The sequence below is a fragment of the Pseudomonas sp. LBUM1659 genome, assembly GCF_059716045.1.
Window position 1 is genome coordinate 2,506,468 of record NZ_CP166797.1, and the last position, 21,696, is coordinate 2,528,163.

Annotated in this window: 6 protein-coding genes; all 6 read left to right on the top strand. The window is 52.9% G+C overall.

Features of this window, described 5'->3' with window-relative positions; translation table 11 throughout:
- Window positions 1-3 precede the first annotated feature (3 nt).
- The 6 genes from ACA048_RS11390 (at window position 4) to ACA048_RS11415 (ending at window position 21,625) form a co-directional block, all read left to right on the top strand.
- Window positions 4-3,339 (top strand): Tc toxin subunit A, encoded by a 3,336-nt coding sequence (locus ACA048_RS11390; RefSeq protein WP_497629189.1) that lies wholly within the window; start codon window positions 4-6, stop codon window positions 3,337-3,339.
- 35 nt (window positions 3,340-3,374) lie between these two features.
- A complete protein-coding gene (locus ACA048_RS11395) occupies window positions 3,375-7,154 on the top strand; it encodes a Tc toxin subunit A-related protein (protein ID WP_497629190.1) in 3,780 nt (1,259 codons plus the stop codon).
- 543 nt (window positions 7,155-7,697) lie between these two features.
- A complete protein-coding gene (locus tag ACA048_RS11400; RefSeq protein ID WP_497629191.1) occupies window positions 7,698-10,427 on the top strand; it encodes a Tc toxin subunit A in 2,730 nt (909 codons plus the stop codon).
- A gap of 33 nt (window positions 10,428-10,460) precedes the next feature.
- Window positions 10,461-14,228 carry a Tc toxin subunit A-related protein gene (locus ACA048_RS11405; protein WP_497629192.1) on the top strand — a complete coding sequence of 1,256 codons (3,768 nt, stop codon included), beginning with the start codon at window positions 10,461-10,463 and terminating at the stop codon, window positions 14,226-14,228.
- A 72-nt stretch (window positions 14,229-14,300) separates the two neighbouring features.
- On the top strand, window positions 14,301-18,878 hold the full coding sequence (locus tag ACA048_RS11410) for a SpvB/TcaC N-terminal domain-containing protein (protein WP_497629193.1): 4,578 nt from the start codon (window positions 14,301-14,303) through the stop codon (window positions 18,876-18,878).
- Entirely contained in the window at window positions 18,875-21,625 is a 2,751-nt protein-coding gene (locus ACA048_RS11415) for an RHS repeat-associated core domain-containing protein (RefSeq protein ID WP_497629194.1), read from the top strand. Before ACA048_RS11410 ends, ACA048_RS11415 begins: the two co-directional genes overlap by 4 nt.
- The last annotated feature ends 71 nt before the right edge of the window (window positions 21,626-21,696 follow it).

The following is a 21,696-nucleotide window of genomic DNA, read 5'->3' on the forward strand; positions in this document are numbered from 1 at the left end:
ACTATGAACGAGTCTTTGTTGCGGTCGCTACAAATATCCACGGAAAGCGAAGTGGCACTAAAGCAGCTTGACGAAAAGGGTTTTAGTTCGATATTCGATATTGTTAAAGAACCACTTGAACAATTTTGCTGCACGATGGAAGAACTGTCTGGAGAGCAGGCTGAACTGATTCATGCGGCAGCGTGCAAGCGAGTCGAAGCCCTGGAGAGTATCCATCGAACACTCCGCTCTCGTAATGAACCGGTCATGCAAAGCATTCCAAAATTGGGCATTGCACCATTTCCGCAGGAGCTACAAGTGGCGATGGGGCGCTCGCTGGGTGGCGCCGTAGATTTTGATGATCTTTTTGACGAGCGTTCCGGCGCTGGCTACGCGGAAGTAACGTCTATTCAATCGCTGTTCTCGCCGGGACGCTACTTGGTTGAGCTTTATAGGATTGCCCAAGGTCTTCACTCCGACAGCAGCCCGCTGCATATAGATAATCGTCGTCCAGATATCAAAAACCTAATTTTGGATGAAACCAATCTGGTTAAAGAAATATCGACACTCGACATCTTGAACGAGACCTTGTTGAAAGGCATGCAGGCATCATCCGGTGCTCCTGACCTGCAGACGCTGGAAACTGTCTGGTACCCGATGACACTGCCTTATCACGACAATCTGGTGCAGGTACGTAGTGTGTTGTCGGCGAACAAACTTTCACTGGTGGCGCTCTGGTCCGCGCTGGCCGATGATCAGATGACCGCCTTCAACGCCTTCTTAGAGTGGAGCAGTGGCTCACTACTTGCGGACGTCACGCCGTCGCCGAGATCGCGAGAGCAACTGGAAATAGCACCCGAGCTTTACTCTTTGCTGGTTAACTCTGCCTCTAATGAAGCGGCAGTGAAACGTCATTACAACCTTGCTGCGCAGGAAGATATCGCCGGGAAACTCAAGTCGGTCGATGAATTTATCGCGCGTACCGGGCTGTCTTTCAATCAGCTGATCGGCATGACAGCTCAGGCCGACTACTCGGGCAATGTTGTCGCCAATCTCATGAGGTCGGTGTTCTGGCGCTATGGTGACATTGAGCCTGTTAACGTCGACGTATACGGGCAAACCTATCTATCGGATGTGAATTCAGATCCCGCCTCTTTGCTCGTTTGCACGGCTGAGGCAAACAAGCTTGAGCTGAAACTGTCCGGCGATAGTAAGGTGATTTTCTGTGATCGTGCACAGCGACTCATTCGCCTTCAACGCCAGGTCGATCTCGAATTTCATGAGCTTGATTGGTTGATCATGAATGCTAATCGGGCTCTCCACAAGGAACAGGTGTTGCGCCTTGATTCGCAGGTGCTGAGTACCCTTGCCGAATTTACGCGTCTGTCGACTAAGTACGGAATCTCCTGTGACGAGTTCTGCTGTTTCCTTGGCGACATGAATACCTACGCTCGCCAGTCCGAACAGAGCCTATATCAACGGCTTTTTACCTCGACGATCGATAGCACCACCCTTGCTCTGAACGCCACGCTCAACTTTGACTCTGCAGTACACAGTGCTCAAACCGCCATCGTTTGTGGGGCACTTAAAGTCTCGGCGGATGAGCTCCAGAAGATGGCCGGGCTGGCCTTCGAAGGTGCAAGCCTCACCGCGGTAACCATGAACTCGACGCGTTATGCGCAACTCTACCGATTGGCCATGATTCCACGCATGCTCGGTCTGAGTTTTACCGAGGCGGACCTGCTCTGGGAGTTGCTCAATCCCGGTAAAGATACAGCCAGACGAGTGGCCCGCGAGGCCACGCTGGATACGCTAGAGATTATTCGGCAAACCGAAGCGGTGCTTGCCTGGATGGTCGATAATCAGTTGGATGTTCGCATCGCCCTGAGTATGACTTCCGAAGTCTACAGCTCTGTCCTCACGCCTGAGCTACACAACTTTACCCACAATATTTACACGTCCCTTATCAACGATAGTGCGGCGTCAACTCGTCAGGCTAATGCACCACTCTCCCCAAAACTTCAACAAAGGTTGTACCAAGCCATTGCGCCCGCGTTTAAAAGTAAATCCAATATTATGGCGAAATTGCTGCAATGGCAGGACTCATTCTTCCGTATGCCTGATGGCATAACGGCCTATGGCCTCGGTGATTTCTGGGCAGATGTGAAGCGAGTTCATGGTAATGAACCCGCAGAGGATGCTTCGCAAGCCTCGGCCAACATGGTTCGTTACAGCCAAGGCATGGCGCAATATGCCCTGATTGCTCAGTGGGCCGATTTGACCGAGCAAGACCTGAACTTGATTGTCGACCAGGCCGGATTCTTCACTTTGGTGAGCATCAGCAGTAGCGTTGGCGATCTATCTCCCGGGAGGAGTGGAGAGGTCACGTTTACGTTTAGTGAGGATCCTGGAAGTTCCTTCACTGCGAGCAATGTCGTCTTGAACAATGCCACCCTAGGGCCTATCAGTGGTACGGGCACATCCCGAACAGCCACCGTTACCTCAAACGCTACGAACATTATCAGCAACGGCAGCTTTACCGGAGGCGCTACGGGGTGGGGCACCAGCGGAACGGTTTTTCTTCACGGCAATGGCCATATGACCTTCGAGAGTGGGGCTTCAGTGAACGGTGTCATCCAGCAGAATGTGACGACGGTCGAGGGGGAAACCTATGTCGTGCAGTTTTGGGTGCGCGGTCATAACAACACCTACTCAGCCTGTAGGGCGACAGCCCAGGCCTTGGACGGTGCGACGGTGCTTGGGTCTTTGGAAACCGCCGCCTTCGCTGCCGCAGCCACGGTCAAGTTTACCTTTGTCGCGACCTCGACGACGACAACCATCAAATTGATTGAAACCAGAGACGACTCGAGTAATGAATATTATTTCGATGATTTTGTCGTAGCTCGCGTGCCGACAGTGACTGTGAGGAATAGCGCCTTTATGGACTTGGCCGCAAAGCCATCCATGCCGTTACTTTTGCGCATCGCACGACTTAAACAATGGTTACTGCGAACCGTTGTTCCGGCTTCCGAAGCTATCGACTATTTCGAAAAGGCTAATCAACCCGGTCAGACGAGTACCAAAGCCATTGACGCATTGGCGATGATCCATGGCTGGGATTCGAAGAAAATAGCGCTGATGAACAGCGCTCTGGTTAATCAACAGACCTATTCAGCCTTTCCAACCTGCTTCGACGACGTTTGTCATCTAGAAACCTGGATGCTAGCCAGTGCGCACTTGAATGTCGGAGGCAACTGCATTGACCAGCTTTATAGAATGTCTAAATCAAAAGTCAGCGCGCAAGAGTCAGATTTGATTCGTAGTGTTGCCGAGCAATTAACGGCCACGATCAAACACTAACTCCGTTGTCACTGTACCAATGCCAGGAGCATGCCATGACTATTTCCACCGCAATCAATGCCATCCAGACCGCGCGACGCGATGCGCTGGTTGACTATTACACCACTTACTGCATTCCCCCAAGTGAACTGGGAGACGGGACTTCCTTGAATCAGCATGTTAATAGCGCTGAAGAACTCTACGAGTATTTGTTACTCGACACCCGGATTGGCCCGGAAGTCCTGACTTCTCGGGTTGCCGAAACCATTTCCAGTTTGCAGTTGTACATTAATCGCTGCCTGAGGGGGACTGATCCGGATGTGAACAACGCGTCTGGGTCGACTATGGTTGAGCAATCCAAGCCAGGCCGCTTTCTTTATGACTGGCCGGATTACAATCAGGTGTATTCGACGTGGGCGGGTAAGGAGCGTTTGCAGTATTATCCTTCTACTTATATCAGTCCTAGTTTGCGCTATAGCAAAACCGAACTATTTAAATCCCTCGAAGAGACCATTAACCAAGGACGCATTTCTGACAGCCGGGTACACGCAGGTTTCCAGCAATATTTGTTCAGTTTCGAAACACTCGCCAACCTGAAAACCATCAGCGGCTATCAAGCTGGGACGAATGCATCGGCTGATAGTCAGGATACCCTCTACTTTATTGGTCGTAGCCAAAATGCCCCCCACAACTATTACTGGCGTAGTTGCAACATGGCTGTGCGCAGCGATAAGAACTCGCTTACGGGTGGTGCGTGGTCACAATGGTTAAAGATCAATGTACCCACCGAGGAGGCCTTGGATAATATGATAAGACCTTGTTGGTTTAATCAGCGGTTATATATTTGCTGGATTAGCCGAACGGCAAAGAATGGCGTCGGTAGCAGTAATGTGACGATTGAATATGAATACTTCAGTAATATCTGGTATTTGCAGGGTGATGGTGTGTGGATTTCTTATAAAAAGGAGAGCCTTCCACGTAAGCCTTTGAAGTTTTCGCTTGTTAATAATATGTTTGCGGGAAAATTAAGGTTTTTAGATGAGTCTTATGCTCTTGGGGAAAAAGACTTTGTTTATTCCGATGCTGCGCTGTTTGAGGATAAGGCAAAGGAAGGAGATGTTCATGAGTTTCATAAGTTAAATACGGTGGTGACGGTAGGTTTTGTTTCTGGCTCGACTATTGAGTTGCGCTATAAACATGCCGCGATCGCTGTAGTTCGTCAGTTTGATCATAATAGCGGTGTTATTGATGAGGTAAGTTTTCAAGTCGGAAATAATAGTGAGTTTGTTTATGAGTTGAGTGGTCGTACTAGGTATTTTGAGGTGGTGTTGAGTATTGGTGGTGTGTTGGAAAGTCAAAAGATTCATGTCTACATGGGTTATGATTTGCCATTGTTTGGACGACTTTTTCATTTGGCTGGAGGTCTATTGAAGTGCGTGTTGGGAACTTCTGGTGAGTTGGTCGTCAGCAACCTGGAAACTAGCTCGGCACCCTATTTTACTTCGATGTTGCAAAGTGAAGGTGTTGCTGGTCTTTTAAGCTACAACTGTCAGGTTCAGAATGTAGAAGATGGCAATACGGCCCCTATTGATTTTAATAGTTCCTATGGGCTGTATTTTTGGGAGTTGTTCTTCCATAGCAGTTTCCTGATCGCCGACCGCTATCTGACTGAGCAGAACTACGCTCGAGCAGAGCAATGGCATAAATATATCTTCTCGCCGACGGGGTATCGTAACAGTCTAGGCATCCTGGACAGGGTAGAGGAGAACATCCGTTACTGGAACGTGGTGCCGCTGCAAGCGGACCAGGCCTGGAATGCGTCCATTCCCGAGACGGTCGACCCGGACGTCATCGCCATGAATGACCCCATGCATTACAAGATGGCGATTTTCCTCAGCAGTGTGAACACGCTGATCGAGCATGGCGACAATTGCTACCGGATGCAGCAACGCGATTACCTGACCCAGGCGAAAATGTACTACATACAGGCCTCGCAAATGCTGGGCCCGCGACCGGAGATTGATTACACCAACAGTTGGTCCAATCCCACGGTCGCAATGGAGGCTTCTGCCATCAGCCTTCAGCAATCCGACAGCAGCAATGAACAAACTTCCAGTCGCATGGCAACCTTGTTCAAGGCTCATCTGCAAGACGCCAATGGCAGCTTTTTACCCCCTTACAACGCTGACCTGTTGATGTACTGGGACAAACTGGAGGTGCGCCTCTACAACCTGCGCAACAACCTGACCCTCGATGGCCAGCCCTTGGTGCTGTCACTCTTTGCCACGCCGGTTTCACCCACTGCCTTGCAGCTTCAGCACGGCGCGGGCAACGGCGCAGTGGGTGGTTCAGTGCCCGCCAAAAAGCAGCTCAGTGAATTTCGCTTCCCGGTATTGATGGACAAGGCCCGCACGGCGGTGAGCAGCGTCATTCAGTTCGGCAACGAACTGCAAACAGCACTGCTGCAGCGTGACAACGAGTACATGACCCTGTTGGTACAGACCCAGCAGCAACAGATCTCGACACTGACTCAGGAACTTCAGGTCGATAACATCGCCTCGCTGACGTCCGGGGTGACCGCCGCGACAGAGGCGCTGAACAGTGCGAAAACTCGCCTGGCGCATTACACGGGCCTTTACAACAACTGGATTTCCAGCAGTGAGCAGAGTGCCATGGATTTGCGTGTGGCAGCCGGGGCGCTGAACGCCGGCTCGCTGATCAGCAACGTGGTGGGGGCTGCGGTTGAAATGGCACCTAACACCTTCGGGCTGGCGGTAGGTGGATCGCGATGGGGCGGTGCGGCACGTGCGGTGGCCTTTGGGCTGCAAGCGTCGGCGACGATCCTGGAAACTTCGGCCCAGCGACTGGATATCAGTGAGCAGTACCGACGTCGACGCGCGGACTGGCAGATTCAGAAGGAAAGTGCGGAATTCGAAGTCAAACAGCTGACAGCACAAATCCAGTCGCAGAATCAGCAACTGGCGATGGCGCAAAAGCAAAAAGCGCTGTACGCACAGGAACTGAGCAATATGCGTGCGCAGTACAGCCTGCAGACCACACGCTTCACCGGGCTGGAGTTGTTTAACTGGATGTCCGGTCGACTCTCCTCGCTTTACTACCAGTTGTATGACAGCGCACTGGCGCTGTGCCTGACGACGAAAGCTGCGCTGGGACGCGAAATAGGCGATTCCAACGCTGGCAGTCTGTTCACCGCGCCAATGTGGAACGATCTCTATCAAGGTTTGCTGGCCGGGGAAAGCTTGCAACTGGAGCTGCAAAAAATGGAGAACATCTACCTGCGCCTGGACAAACGCGGGCTGGAGATTCAGAAAACCATTTCGCTCAATACTCAAATCACTCGAGCGGGCAGCAGTAAAAGCTTTTCCGTGTTCCTCAACGGGGCGCTTTCGGGCAACCCGGTTGCAGAGGCTGGCGGCGTAGCAATCACGATGCTGAACGACGACAAGCTAGTCATTACGCTGAAGATCGCTGCGCTTGATCTGAACGGCGCCTATGGCAGCACGCATAAGACCGGGCGCTTCAAAAATATCAGCGTTACGTTACCGGCTTTGATTGGGCCTTATCAGGATGTAGAGGCCACCTTGGGGATGGAAGACGGCAACTATGTTGCGCTGTCCCGCGGGCTCGATGATTCCGGCTTGTTTACGGTCGATTTCAACGATCCGAAATACTTACCATTTGAAAACGATTTAACCACCACCGGGACGCTCGTTCTGACGTTCTTCAATGCCGGCACAGGTCAGCAGCAGCGTGAGCTGGTGGAAAGCCTGGTCGATGTCATTTTCCATCTCCGCTACACCCTCAAAGGGGACTGACAGTGGCCGCGTGCCAGGGGCTCAGCCCTTGGCCGCGGAGTAAACCGAATCTAACGTTCAGTCTGGGGGAAGTGATGCCTGGACTGCTCGTTGACATCAATTTCTACCCGTCAAAGTGACATTGAATTATGTCATGGTTATCAAGGCAGATTATTTGTGGGGCAGGACTGCGAAAGGTTCATTGCCGTAGGCGTGACGTCAATCGCTTCGATATGAAACGGGTAACAACCGACTCTAATCGCCGCAAATATACATAAGGCTACGATTTCAGACCTTTTATTTTTTCTCTCGTCTTTATGTTTTATAAAAGACTCTGCAAAGGAGGCAGGTCGTATTTAAGAAATTATCGAGATGAATCGCAATGCGCTGGACGGGCTTGATCTTTCAGCGTCGGTTTTCTTGCGGGTCTATCAAGTTTTTTATCGACCTTTCGAATGATTTGACTAATTAAGCTTAGTGCTTGCTGCGTGCGGGCTCGTTTGTCCATGGCAGACAGCGCAATGCACTTCGGTTTTCAATAGATAAAACGCTGAGAATAATACTATGAACGAGTCTTTGTTGCGGTCGCTACAAATGTCCACGGAAAGCGAGGTGGCAATAAATCAGCTTGATGAAAAGGGTTTTAATTCGATCTTCGATATTGCTAAAGAACCACTGGAACAATTTTGCTGCGCGATGGAAGAGCTGTCTGGAGAGCAGGCTGAACTGATTCATACCGCAGCGTGCAAGCGAGTCGAAGCCCTGGAGAGTATCCATCGAACACTCCGCTCTCGTAATGAACCGGTCATGCAAAGCATTCCAAAATTGGGCATTGCACCATTTCCGCAGGAGCTACAAGTGGCGATGGGGCGCTCGCTGGGTGGCGCCGTAGATTTTGATGATCTTTTTGACGAGCGTTCCGGCGCTGGCTACGCGGAAGTAACGTCTATTCAATCGCTGTTCTCGCCGGGACGCTACTTGGTTGAGCTTTATAGGATTGCCCAAGGTCTTCACTCCGTCAGCAGCCCGCTGCATATAGATAATCGTCGTCCAGATATCAAAAACCTAATTTTGGATGAAACCAATCTGGTTAAAGAAATATCGACACTCGATATTTTGAACGAGACCTTGTTGAGAGGCATGCAGGCATCATCCGGTGCTCCTGACCTGCAGACGCTGGAAACTGTCTGGTATCCGATGACACTGCCTTATCACGATAACCTGGTGCAGGTACGTAGCGCGCTGTCGGCGAACAAGCTTTCACTTGTGAAGCTCTGGTCCGCGCTGGCCGATGATCAAATGACCGCCTTCAACGCTAGTACTTTCAATTGGGAAGGTGGCACGTTAAATCCGATCCTCACAGCGTCGCCGAAAACGCGAGAGCAACTGGAAATAGCGCCTGAGCTTTACACCCTTCTGGGTAGCCTAAGTTCTAATGAAAACCTGGTAAAACGTCATTACAACCTTGCATCTGAGTCTGATATCGCCGGGCAACTCAAGTCGGTCGATGAGTTTATCGCGCGTACCGGACTGACTTTCAATCAGTTGATCGGCATGACTGCTCAGGCCGACTACTCGGGCAGTGTTGTCACCAATCTCATGAAATCGGTGTTCTGGCGCTGCGGTGACAACGCGCCTGCTAATGTCGACGTATACGGGCAAACCTATCTATCGAATGTGAGTTCAGATCCAGCCTCTTTGCTCGTTTACACGACTGATGCAAACAAACTTGAGCTGAAACTGTCCGGCGCGAATGAGGTGCTTTTCTGTGATCGTGCACAGCGGCTCATTCGCCTTCAACGCCAAGTCAATCTCGAATTTCATGAGCTTGATTGGCTGATCTTGAATGCCAATCGGGCTATCCACACGCGTAGGACTATGTGGCTGGATACGCCAGTGCTCAACACCCTTGCCGAGTTTACGCGTCTGTCGACAACGTACGGTATCTCCTGCGAAGAGTTCTGTTGTTTCATCGGAGAGATGAATACTTTCGCTCGGAAGTCCGAGCAGAGCCTTTATCAGCGGCTATTCACCTCGACTACGGATGGCACCACCCTTCCTCTGAACGCCACGCTCAACTTTGACTCTGCAGTACACAGTGCTCAAACCGCCATCGTTTGTGGGGCACTTAAAGTCTCGGCGGATGAGCTCCAGAAGATGGCCGGGTTAGCCTTCGGTACTGCCAACCTCACCACGGTAAACATGACGTCCGCGCGTTTCGCCCAGCTCTACCGATTAGCCATGATTCCACGCATGCTCGGTCTGAGTTTTACCGAGGCGAACCTGCTCTGGGAGTTGCTCAATCCCGATAAAGATACAGCCGGGCGAGTGGCTCGCGAGGCCACGCTGGATACGCTTGAGATTATTCGGCAAACCGAAACGGTGCTTGCCTGGATGGTCGACAACCAGTTGGATATTCGCACCGCCCTGAGCATGACGACGGACGTCTACAGCCCCATCTTCACGCCAGAGTTGCACAATTTCACACACAATCTCTACACGTCGCTTATTGGCGATAGTGTCGCGTCTAGTCATCAGACCAACGAACCGATTTCTCCAGAACTTGCAAAAAGGCTGCACCAAGCCATTGCACCAGTATTTAAAAGTAAACCTAATGTGATGGGTAAATTGCTGCAATGGCAGGACTTTTACTTTCGCACGGCGGATGGTGCTGCAGCCTATCGTCTCAATGATTTCTGGGCCGATGTGATTCGAGTACACGGTACTGAACCGGAAGAGAGTGATTCGCAAGCCGCAGCCAACATTGCTCGTTACAGCCAGGGAATGGCGCAATACGCCCTTATCAGCCAATGGGCCGATTTGACCGAGCAAGACCTGTACCTGATTGTCGACTGTCCGAGTTGGTTTATGTCGGACGCCTCGGTAGAGCCGTCCATGCCACTGCTATTGAGAATTGTACGTCTCAAACAATGGTTGTCGCGAATCGTTGTTCCGGCCTCCGAAGCTTTCGGCTATTTCGAGATGGCTAATCAACAGGGCCAGATACTTGACCAAGCACTTGACGCGCTGGCAACGATCCACGGCTGGGACTCGAAAAAAACTCTTCTTATGAATAGTTATCTGGTTAATCACCAGATCTATCGAAACTTTCCAACTTGTTTCGATGATGTTTGTCATCTGGAAGCCTGGATGCAAGTCAGTGCGCACTTGAACGTCGGCAATAATTGTATTGCCCAGATTTTTGAAATGTCCAGGCCGCAATCAGTCAATGAGGGACAGTCGAATCTGATTCGTGGTGTCGCCGAGCAATTAAGCGCAGCGATCAAGAACTAATCAATTGTCACTATTCAGTATCTGGAGCACATCATGAATAACCAAACCGCCATCAATGCCATCCAGACCGCGCGACGCGATGCGCTGGTTGACTATTACACGACTTTTTGCATTCCCCAAACAGCATTGGGAGATGACACACCCTTGAGCCTGCGTGTTAAAAATGCCGAGGATCTTTACGAGTATCTGCTACTCGACACCCGGATTGGCCCGGAAGTCCTGACTTCCCGGGTTGCCGAAACCATTTCCAGTTTGCAGTTGTACATTAATCGCTGCCTGAGGGGGACTGATCCGGATGTGAACAATTCCTCTGGGTCGACCATGGTTGAGCAATCCAAGCCAGGCCGCTTTCTTTATGACTGGCCGGATTACAATCAGGTGTATTCGACGTGGGCGGGTAAGGAGCGTTTGCAGTATTACGCCTCGAGCTATATTGAACCCGGGCTGCGCTATAATAAAACAGAATTGTTTGAAGCTCTTGAAGAAACCATTAACCAGGGGCGAATTTCTGACAGTCGTGTCGAGAAGGGTTTTCAGAAGTATTTGTTAGGTTTCGAAACCGTGGCGGATCTTGAAACCATCAGTGCTTCGCAGGCTGGGATAAACACATCAGATACTAGTACTGATGTTATTTACTTTATTGGTCGGAGTAAAAATGCTCCCCATAGTTATTACTGGCGCAGTTGCAATATGGCCATGCGCGGTGATAATAAAGAACTTATGGCGGGTGCATGGTCACAATGGTTAAAAATCAATGCGCCCGTCGTGGAAGCATTAGATAACTCCATCAAACCCTGCTGGTTTAAAAATCGACTATACATTTGCTGGATCAGTCAGGCAGCAAAAGGCTCTACAGGCTCAAACGACGTCGTACTGGAATATGAGTATTTCAGCAATATCTGGTACTTGCAGGAGGATGGGGTCTGGACTTCGTTAAAAAAAGACTATCTGGTAAAGAAGCCTCGCAACTTTGCGTTGACCAATGATTTAAGATTAGGTGATTTAACCCTTTACACTACCGAAGGTTTTACCTGGGGTAGTGGTAATCCTGTGTTGTTGGATATTAATTATCCTGTCGGGCGCGCCAAGGTAGGTGATAGCTATGATGTGCCGGGAAGTAATCTGCGACTAACGATCAAGAGTTTGGTCGATAGTTGTATTTTGTTTGAGTGTGTAGGGGAGGGCGTGTTAACTGTGCACTCTCTAAATTATGCCGGCCAATCCCAGGATAACCATGCGGTGGGCGCTGGTGAAGTGCTGTTTCCATTAAGAGTTGACACTAAAGAAATCAGGCTTACTAAGCTGTATGGGTCACAGTCCGCGATAGTGATGGTTTTCAATAATTGGTTGAACTCCAATCATGCTGATACGTGTCATCTGGAAGGCGGGGCATTGAAATTTTCACCCAGCACTGGTGCGGCAAAAACTATTGCCTCGCTAACAACTAATGCGGCATCATATTTTACCTCTCTATTACATCTCGGTGGTGTAAAAGGTCTTTTGGATCACAATGCTCAAAATAGCCGAATTGAATTAAATGCTACAAGGCCTATCGACTTTAACGGATCTTACGGGCTGTATTTTTGGGAGTTGTTCTTCCATAGCAGTTTCCTGATCGCCGACCGCTATCTGACTGAGCAGAACTACGCTCGAGCAGAGCAATGGCATAAATATATCTTCTCGCCGACGGGGTATCGTAACAGTCTAGGCATCCTGGACAGGGTAGAGGAGAACATCCGTTACTGGAACGTGGTGCCGCTGCAAGCGGACCAGGCCTGGAATGCGTCCATTCCCGAGACGGTCGACCCGGACGTCATCGCCATGAATGACCCCATGCATTACAAGATGGCGATTTTCCTCAGCAGTGTGAACACGCTGATCGAGCATGGCGACAATTGCTACCGGATGCAGCAACGCGATTACCTGACCCAGGCGAAAATGTACTACATACAGGCCTCGCAAATGCTGGGCCCGCGACCGGAGATTGATTACACCAACAGTTGGTCCAATCCCACGGTCGCAATGGAGGCTTCTGCCATCAGCCTTCAGCAATCCGACAGCAGCAATGAACAAACTTCCAGTCGCATGGCAACCTTGTTCAAGGCTCATCTGCAAGACGCCAATGGCAGCTTTTTACCCCCTTACAACGCTGACCTGTTGATGTACTGGGACAAACTGGAGGTGCGCCTCTACAACCTGCGCAACAACCTGACCCTCGATGGCCAGCCCTTGGTGCTGTCACTCTTTGCCACGCCGGTTTCACCCACTGCCTTGCAGCTTCAGCACGGCGCGGGCAACGGCGCAGTGGGTGGTTCAGTGCCCGCCAAAAAGCAGCTCAGTGAATTTCGCTTCCCGGTATTGATGGACAAGGCCCGCACGGCGGTGAGCAGCGTCATTCAGTTCGGCAACGAACTGCAAACAGCACTGCTGCAGCGTGACAACGAGTACATGACCCTGTTGGTACAGACCCAGCAGCAACAGATCTCGACACTGACTCAGGAACTTCAGGTCGATAACATCGCCTCGCTGACGTCCGGGGTGACCGCCGCGACAGAGGCGCTGAACAGTGCGAAAACTCGCCTGGCGCATTACACGGGCCTTTACAACAACTGGATTTCCAGCAGTGAGCAGAGTGCCATGGATTTGCGTGTGGCAGCCGGGGCGCTGAACGCCGGCTCGCTGATCAGCAACGTGGTGGGGGCTGCGGTTGAAATGGCACCTAACACCTTCGGGCTGGCGGTAGGTGGATCGCGATGGGGCGGTGCGGCACGTGCGGTGGCCTTTGGGCTGCAAGCGTCGGCGACGATCCTGGAAACTTCGGCCCAGCGACTGGATATCAGTGAGCAGTACCGACGTCGACGCGCGGACTGGCAGATTCAGAAGGAAAGTGCGGAATTCGAAGTCAAACAGCTGACAGCACAAATCCAGTCGCAGAATCAGCAACTGGCGATGGCGCAAAAGCAAAAAGCGCTGTACGCACAGGAACTGAGCAATATGCGTGCGCAGTACAGCCTGCAGACCACACGCTTCACCGGGCTGGAGTTGTTTAACTGGATGTCCGGTCGACTCTCCTCGCTTTACTACCAGTTGTATGACAGCGCACTGGCGCTGTGCCTGACGACGAAAGCTGCGCTGGGACGCGAAATAGGCGATTCCAACGCTGGCAGTCTGTTCACCGCGCCAATGTGGAACGATCTCTATCAAGGTTTGCTGGCCGGGGAAAGCTTGCAACTGGAGCTGCAAAAAATGGAGAACATCTACCTGCGCCTGGACAAACGCGGGCTGGAGATTCAGAAAACCATTTCGCTCAATACTCAAATCACTCGAGCGGGCAGCAGTAAAAGCTTTTCCGTGTTCCTCAACGGGGCGCTTTCGGGCAACCCGGTTGCAGAGGCTGGCGGCGTAGCAATCACGATGCTGAACGACGACAAGCTAGTCATTACGCTGAAGATCGCTGCGCTTGATCTGAACGGCGCCTATGGCAGCACGCATAAGACCGGGCGCTTCAAAAATATCAGCGTTACGTTACCGGCTTTGATTGGGCCTTATCAGGATGTAGAGGCCACCTTGGGGATGGAAGACGGCAACTATGTTGCGCTGTCCCGCGGGCTCGATGATTCCGGCTTGTTTACGGTCGATTTCAACGATCCGAAATACTTACCATTTGAAAACGATTTAACCACCACCGGGACGCTCGTTCTGACGTTCTTCAATGCCGGCACAGGTCAGCAGCAGCGTGAGCTGGTGGAAAGCCTGGTCGATGTCATTTTCCATCTCCGCTACACCCTCAAAGGGTACTGACAGTGGCCGCGTGCCAGGGGCTCAGCCCTTGGCCGCGTTGGAGAACACCCGCGCAACTTTTGAGGATGAATTATGAATACCAGTCAGAACACTCCCGTTGAAGTGAATCAACCCTCGCTGCCCAAAGGTGGTGGTGCAATCCAGGGCATGGGGGAAGCCTTGGGCAGCGTCGGTTTGACGGGGATGTCCAGCCGAACGCTGGCATTGCCTGTGTCCGCCGGACGAGGTCATGCCCCTGCATTGTCATTGAATTACAGCAGCGGTGCCGGTAATGGCGCTTTCGCCATGGGGTGGGGCCTTTCTGAAATGACCATCCGCCGACGTACCAGTCGGGGCGCGCCCTTGTATCAGGAAGACGATACGTATTTGGCGCCGGATGGCGAGGTTTTGGTTCCAGAAACGGGCTCCGACCACAACGTGATCACCACCCAGCGCGACAGCTATGGTGGGCTGGACCTCGGCCAGACCTATACGGTCACGCGTTACTTTCCGTGTATCGAAGGTTCATTCAGCAGGATCGAACGCTGGAGCCCAGCAACTATCGAGGGTGATTTCTGGTTGTTGCACACAGCAGATGGTCAACTGCATTGTCTTGGCAAGTCCGCCGAGGCACGGATTACCGATCCTGCACAACCGGGCCACATCGGTGTCTGGCTGCTTGAAGAGTCAGTGACATTGACCGGCGAACACATTCGATATCGCTACAAGCAGGAAGACACTGCTAATTGCATCCTGAGTGGACAGGAAGCTTCTCGGTCGCACGCCGCCAATTGCTATTTGCAATACGTCGAATACGGTAACGTCACTGAATATCAGCCGCTCTATGCCTGGCGTAAATTCACGGCGACAGAGGCTCCGGCATGGCTGTTTACGTTGGTGTTTGACTATGGCGAGCGAACACTGGACCCGCTGGTGGCGCCGCCGTTGTTGCCCTCTGGCAGTTGGCCGTGCCGCGCAGATTCATTCTCCGACTACTCGTTCGGTTTTGAAGTGCGCACACACCGGTTGTGTCAGCAAGTGTTGATGTTTCACCATTTTTCCCAGGAGCTCGGACAGTCGGACAAACTGGTCTCGCGTCTGCTGCTGGAGTACCAACAGTCGCCGCAACTGTCTCAACTGATCGGCGCACAAGTGTTGGCCTATGAGAGTGACGGAACTGTTCAATCCCGACCGCCAGTGGATTGGTCTTACAGCTCATTTACACCGGACTTTAACTCGTCTGGCTATTCGGCATTGCCATCGTTCCCAAGCCTCAATGATGGGCAGCACTATCAATTAGTTGACTTGCTGGGCGAAGGCCTCTCCGGGGTTCTCTATCAGGAGGGCAACGACTGGCGCTACCGGGCGCCGATTCGCGGTACGCAAGGCCCCGATGCGGTCAGCTACGCACCTTGGCAATCATTGCCGCAACTGCCTTCTCTACTGCCTGAGGGGAATGAGCGAAAGGCACTTGTCGACCTCATGGGCACAGGTCGACTCAACTGGCTGATTGCACAACCAGGGTTGGCGGGTTATTTCACGTTGAACCACGATCAGCGTTGGAGCCATTTCGTACCCTATCCGGCATTCCCCATAGAGTTCCTGCATCCATCAGCGCAGATGGCCGATTTGATGGGTACTGGCCTGCCCGATCTGGCCTTGATTGGCCCCAAAAGTGTTCGGCTGTACGCCAACCACCGAGAGAAGGGCTACGGCGCAGGGCGAGATGTTGCGCATGACGGCGATGATCGTTTGCCAATTCAGTCGGGTGATCAAGCATCGATTGTTGCGTTCAGTGATGTGCTGGGTTCAGGTCAGCAGCATCTGGTCCAGATCCGCTATAACCAGCTCACCTGCTGGCCAAATCTGGGAAGAGGGACCTTCGGCGAACCGTTGGTACTGGCCCAGCTTCCATTCGACGAGCGTACGTTCAATCCTTCCAGGGTTTTTCTGGCTGATCTGGATGGTTCCGGGGCGGCTGATCTGATCTATGCCGAGTCCGAGCGGTTTCTGATCTTCCTGAATCAGTCCGGCAACGGTTTCAGCAGTGTGCCACTGATCTTGCCGATGCCCGTGGGTGTGCGGTTTGACCAACTGGACCAGATCAGCTTTGCCGATCTCAGTGGTACCGGAACGACCTCGCTGGTACTGACCGTCTCCCATATCAAACCCCAGCACTGGCACTACACTTTTGCAGCGTCCAAGCCGTACTTGCTGGTGTCGTCCAACAACAATCTGGGCACCCATACGAGCTATACCTATCGAAGTTCTGCACAGGAATGGCTCGACGAAAAGCAGGCATCGCCCGAGAGTGTCTGTGAGCTGCCATTCGCTGTACCCGTGGTGTCGACACAAAGCACGCTAGATGAGATCAGCGGCAATCGCCTCACCCAGCAGTACCTCTATCGACACGGAGTCTATGATGGTGTTGATCGGGAATTTCGTGGCTTTGGATTCGTCCAGCATCTGGACACCGAGCAGCGTGCCCAGGCGACCGCGAGTGATCTACCGACCGCTGCGCCGACGCTGACCAAGGTCTGGTACAACACCGGGCGGGAAGGTGATGAGCTGTCCGGTGCACTTCCTTATGAAGACTCTTTGGTATTTGGTCTGGGGGCGCCGCGCTTAACCCGGTTAAATCCCGCGACCGGCAATGATGATCTGCTGCCATCGATTGACAGTTCTACTCGCTACCAGCTGTACCGTGCCTTGAAAGGCAGCATGCAACGGACAGAGATTTACGGTGAGGACGCCAGTCTCCAGCAGGGCGTTCCGTACAGTGTCCAGACAACTCGGATGCAGGTTCGCTTGCTTCAGGATGCCGTTTCTCCAGAGGCATACAGTGTCGTCCTGCCGATGGCTCTGGAGCAGCTAAGCGTCGGTTACGAGCGCATTGCCGGTGACCCTGTCGTTCAGCAGCAAGTGACTTTGCGGACCGATGAGTTTGGTGCTCCGCTCTGGACCGTCGGTGTCAACTACCCTCGTCAGCCCAAACCGGCCACAAGTCCTTATCCGGCTGCTGTACCGGATGCCGTGTGGGCGAGCACTTACGACGAAAGCCAGACACCGCTGCGCCTGACCGAGAGTCGCAGCAGTGTCTACAACCTGACACACTCGGATGAATGGCGGCTGGGGCTGCCTTATCAGCAACGGCAAAATGTGTTGATACACACGACAGAGTACAGTGGCTACCCCTTGACCCGCACCGGTTTAAGTTACGAAGCGCTGATAGCATCGAATAGCCTGATCGGCTCGACACAACCGCGCACCTTTGCGGGACAGACAGTCACTTATTATTTCAATGCTTCAGGTACAGATGTTGTCCTCGCGGGAACACCACCTCCTGCGCTGGCATTGGTCCATCATCAGGAAACGGCCGAACTCGATGACGAGTCGCTCAAGGCGTATGACGGCGTTTCGGCCCTTGATCTTGAGGTTGCCTTACCCACCGCGGGCTATTTGAAGCGCAGCAAGGTGTTTAGTGAACCGACTGACGTAAACCCGGACATTTGGGTGATTCCCGGCGGTTACAGCACCTATGTCGAAAATGGCAGCCGGTTGCCGTTCTACCGGCCAAGCGCCACGCAAAGTACGCTCATCGTGGCGCCTCATACATTTACCTACGATGCGCACAGTTGCGTTGTCACGTCGGTCACTGACGGTGCAGGCAATCGGGTCCAGGCGTTTTACGATTACCGTTTTCTCAGCCCGAATTGCATCATCGATGCAAACGAAAACACCCAGGAAGTGCTGCTCGATGCCTTGGGTCAGGTGGTTGCAAGCTCCGGTTACGGTACTGAGCTGGATGAGGCGAATAATACAGTGGCCATCGGATTTTCTCCGTTGGTTGAATTTGATTCCAGCCACTCTGCCTTGGCCAGTATCGATGCCGCGCTGGCAACGCCCTCTGCGGCTGTTCAGCACGCGGCGCAAGTCTATCTGTATGACTTTTACAGTTGGATGGGGCACCTTTCCAACGACGAGTTGACCGCGCTTTCATCGCCCGATCTGGGGTCCGAACTCCAACGTGTGCTGCAGCACAATTACCTTCTGACGTTTAACGGTCGGCTGCGTTCACGCGCTTATGCATGGGCCCAGTCAGACCTGCCGATCAAGGGTGTCAACGAGTCGGTGCGTGGCGCGATTGCCCGTGTCGAGCGTCACCCGGTGCAAGCCGCGACGCTCCTGGCAGATCAATATCCAGGCGCGACTCCTGCTGCGCAGATCAGGATCTCACTGTCACTTTTTGACGGATTTGGTCGCACCCTGCAGGCCAAACAAAAATGTCCGCCCGGGCTTGCGTATGTCGTCAGCGCTGACGGAACACTGGAGATCGAGGCTGGAAAACCTGTTGAGCGTGATACGGGATCGGCGCCGCGCTGGGCCGTATCCGGGCGTACCGAGTACGACAATAAAGGCCAGGCGATTCGAAAGTATCAGCCTTATTTCATTGACGTGCCGATCTATGTCAATGATGCCAGTGCCCGAGAGTGGGGGTATGCCGATACCCATTATTTCGACCCCGTTGGTCGTGAGTACTTGGTCGTCACCGCGCTGGGCTACTTGCGACGTACAAGCATTTATCCGTGGTTCACCATTGCCGAAGATGAAAACGACACACTGCAAGAGGTCATGGATAACGCCCCTTCCTTGGTGAGGACGTTGTCATGAGTACTACGTCCAACCTAACCACTGCGCAACGGTGCAGTGGTACTCCTACGGTGTCGGTCAGCGATAACCGTGGTTTGTCAGTCCGTACGCTGCAGTACAACCGCAACGCTGTCGGCGAGGCGGCTAATGAGTTGATTGCCCAACAACGCTACAGCGTCAACGGGCAGCTATTGAGCAGTATTGATCCCCGGTTGTTTGCTGCGCAGCAGGCCGATCCAGCGGTGTTGCCGAACTTTCGTTACCACCACTCGCTGTCCGGCCAAGTGCTGCTGGCTCGGAGCCAGGATGCCGGTCAGCAGATCACGCTGCATGACATCGAAGCCGGACCGGTTTGGCAGGGCAACAGCCGTGGGCACCTCATGCGATTTGCCTATGACGGGCTGCACCGCTTGAGTAGCGTTCATGAAAAAGATGGTGCCCAGCCCAGCGAACGGGTCAGCGAGCGCTACCTCTACGGCGAGGATCAGGCCAATGCCATCAACGCCAACAGTCGCGGGCAACTGGTTCGGCACTACGACACGGCGGGGCTCAACGAAGTGGGCGGTTACACGGTCAATGGCCAGCCCTTGCGGATGGTTCGCCAACTGTTGCGGGATGACTCGGCGCACAGCGATTGGCAGGGCGCTGAAAACCAGTGGCCTGTGGTGCTGGAGTCCGAACGACATCAAAGTCGCATCGGCTACAACGCACTGGGTGAGGTGCTGAACAGTGTCGATGCCAAAGGCAATCAGCAACGTCAGCAGCTTGATATTGCCGGGCAGCTGGCAAGCAGTGGCCTGACCCTCGTGGGGCAGGCCGTGGAGCGTCCGATCCTGACATCAATCTCCTACAGCGCCGGCGGTCAGGTGTTGCGTGAAGCGGCGAGCAACGGGGTGGTCACTGACTACCGCTACGAGCCGCAAACCCTGCGTCTGAGCCGGTTGATCAGCACGCGCCCGTCGCCGGCCGGGCGCAATTCGCTGTTGCTGGACCTGAGCTACGTCTACGATCCGGTGGGCAACATCCTGTCGATCAGCGATGCGGCGATTGACAGCCGTTACCACAACAACCAGCAGATCGAGCCGGCCAACGACTATCAGTACGATGCGTTGTATCAACTGCTCACGGCCAGCGGCCGAGAGAATGTCGGGGCAAGCCGGCAAGGCCCGGGCTTGCCGACAGCGAGCAGCTCCGATCCAAATCAGTACAGCAATTACACCCGGCAATACCGCTATGACCACGGCGGTAACCTGACCCAGGTGCGGCATGTCGGCAACCGCAATTACACCCTGGACATGCTGGTTTCCAAAACGTCCAATCGTGCGGCGCAGCAGACGGAGTTCCTGACGCAGGATGATGTCGAGGAGCAGTTCGATGCGGCTGGTAACCTCAAACAGCTGGTGGTTGGCCAACCGATGACGTGGGATGGGCGCAATCAACTGCAATCGGTTACCCAGGTGCTGCGTAGCGATAGCGATGACGACGAAGAACACTACCAATATGACGGCGCCGGCACCCGGGTACGCAAAACCACGGTGAGTCATACCAGCAGTACGACCCGCCGTGCGCAGGTGATCTATTTGCCCGGTTTGGAGTTACGCCGGACCGAGAGCACGCTAGGCAATACCACCCGTCTCGAGGAAGCGTTGCAGGTCATCAGCGTTGGCAGCGCCGGTCGCCAGCAAGTACGGGTGCTGCACTGGGAGGAAGGCAAACCGGACGACATTGCCAATGATCAGTTGCGCGCCAGTCTGGATAATCAGATCGGTTCGAGCTTGCTCGAACTGGACCAGAACGCGGACATACTGACCCAGGAAGAGTACTACCCGTTTGGCGGCACGGCGGTGTGGTCGGGGAAAAACGCCAGTGAGACGAAGTACAAGTTTGTGCGCTATTCGGGCAAGGAGCGTGATGCCACTGGGTTGTACTACTACGGTTTCCGTTACTACGCGCCGTGGTTGGGGCGCTGGCTGAATCCGGATCCGGCGGGTACGGTGGATGGGCTGAATCTGTATCGGATGGTCAGGAATAACCCAGTAAATTTGAAGGACGAAAATGGGCTCGCACCGGGGGATCAGGCCTCCTCGGTTGAAAATGGTTCGATGACCCCTAACCTGGCAACACCACTGGGTGAACATTTTTATCTGTTTCAAAGTAACCCAGGTACGCCGGGGAGTAAGCTGTTCATTACTGCTCATGGGGAGCAGGCGTTGTTGATGCACTTCAATGTGCCGGAAGCAACAAAATTGGTGTATTACGGTCCGCATGGTAAATCCCTGATTAATGCGGATTTGGGTGATGCTATTAAAGGAGTCATAGCTACCTACAAAGTGAAAGAGCCAGCTAGTAGGGTGCATGATTATATGATTTCAAAGTTTAGCAGTGATGATTATGAGTCTATTGCTGGGCACCTGGAAGATGGAGTAGATGTGTTGAGTGTTCGCAGTCGCAGAACTCCAGGTTTGATTTTTAAAAACGTATTTATGCGGTTGAGTAACGTTTTTGATGAGTTGGCGAAAAATAACATACGGTACGATGAAGTTCATTGTCTTATGTGTCGTGAGACATCGCTCAATCCGTTTTCTGGTGAATATCAACCACCGCCGTCGACATCTGAACCTACAGTCAGTACTCGATCATTAAGCGCTACTCCCGGTCAGCGGGTAGATTTTGACTTTGATGTGGATATTTTTGATCGATTGGATCAAGTGAGTAACATGTTTCAGACCGTGCGTCGACGGAGTACAGAGGAAATGGCCGAATCATAAGGTTTGCTGAGACATTAGTACCTAAATATCGATCACTGTTGCGGTGTGAAATTATTATTCGCTTATATCAT

Coding starts and splice junctions, on each gene's coding strand:
- ACA048_RS11390 (WP_497629189.1), top strand. CDS start 4: ATGAACGAGTCTTTGTTGCGGTCGCTACAAATATCCACGGAAAGCGAA.
- ACA048_RS11405 (WP_497629192.1), top strand. CDS start 10,461: ATGAATAACCAAACCGCCATCAATGCCATCCAGACCGCGCGACGCGAT.
- ACA048_RS11410 (WP_497629193.1), top strand. CDS start 14,301: ATGAATACCAGTCAGAACACTCCCGTTGAAGTGAATCAACCCTCGCTG.
- ACA048_RS11395 (WP_497629190.1), top strand. CDS start 3,375: ATGACTATTTCCACCGCAATCAATGCCATCCAGACCGCGCGACGCGAT.
- ACA048_RS11400 (WP_497629191.1), top strand. CDS start 7,698: ATGAACGAGTCTTTGTTGCGGTCGCTACAAATGTCCACGGAAAGCGAG.
- ACA048_RS11415 (WP_497629194.1), top strand. CDS start 18,875: ATGAGTACTACGTCCAACCTAACCACTGCGCAACGGTGCAGTGGTACT.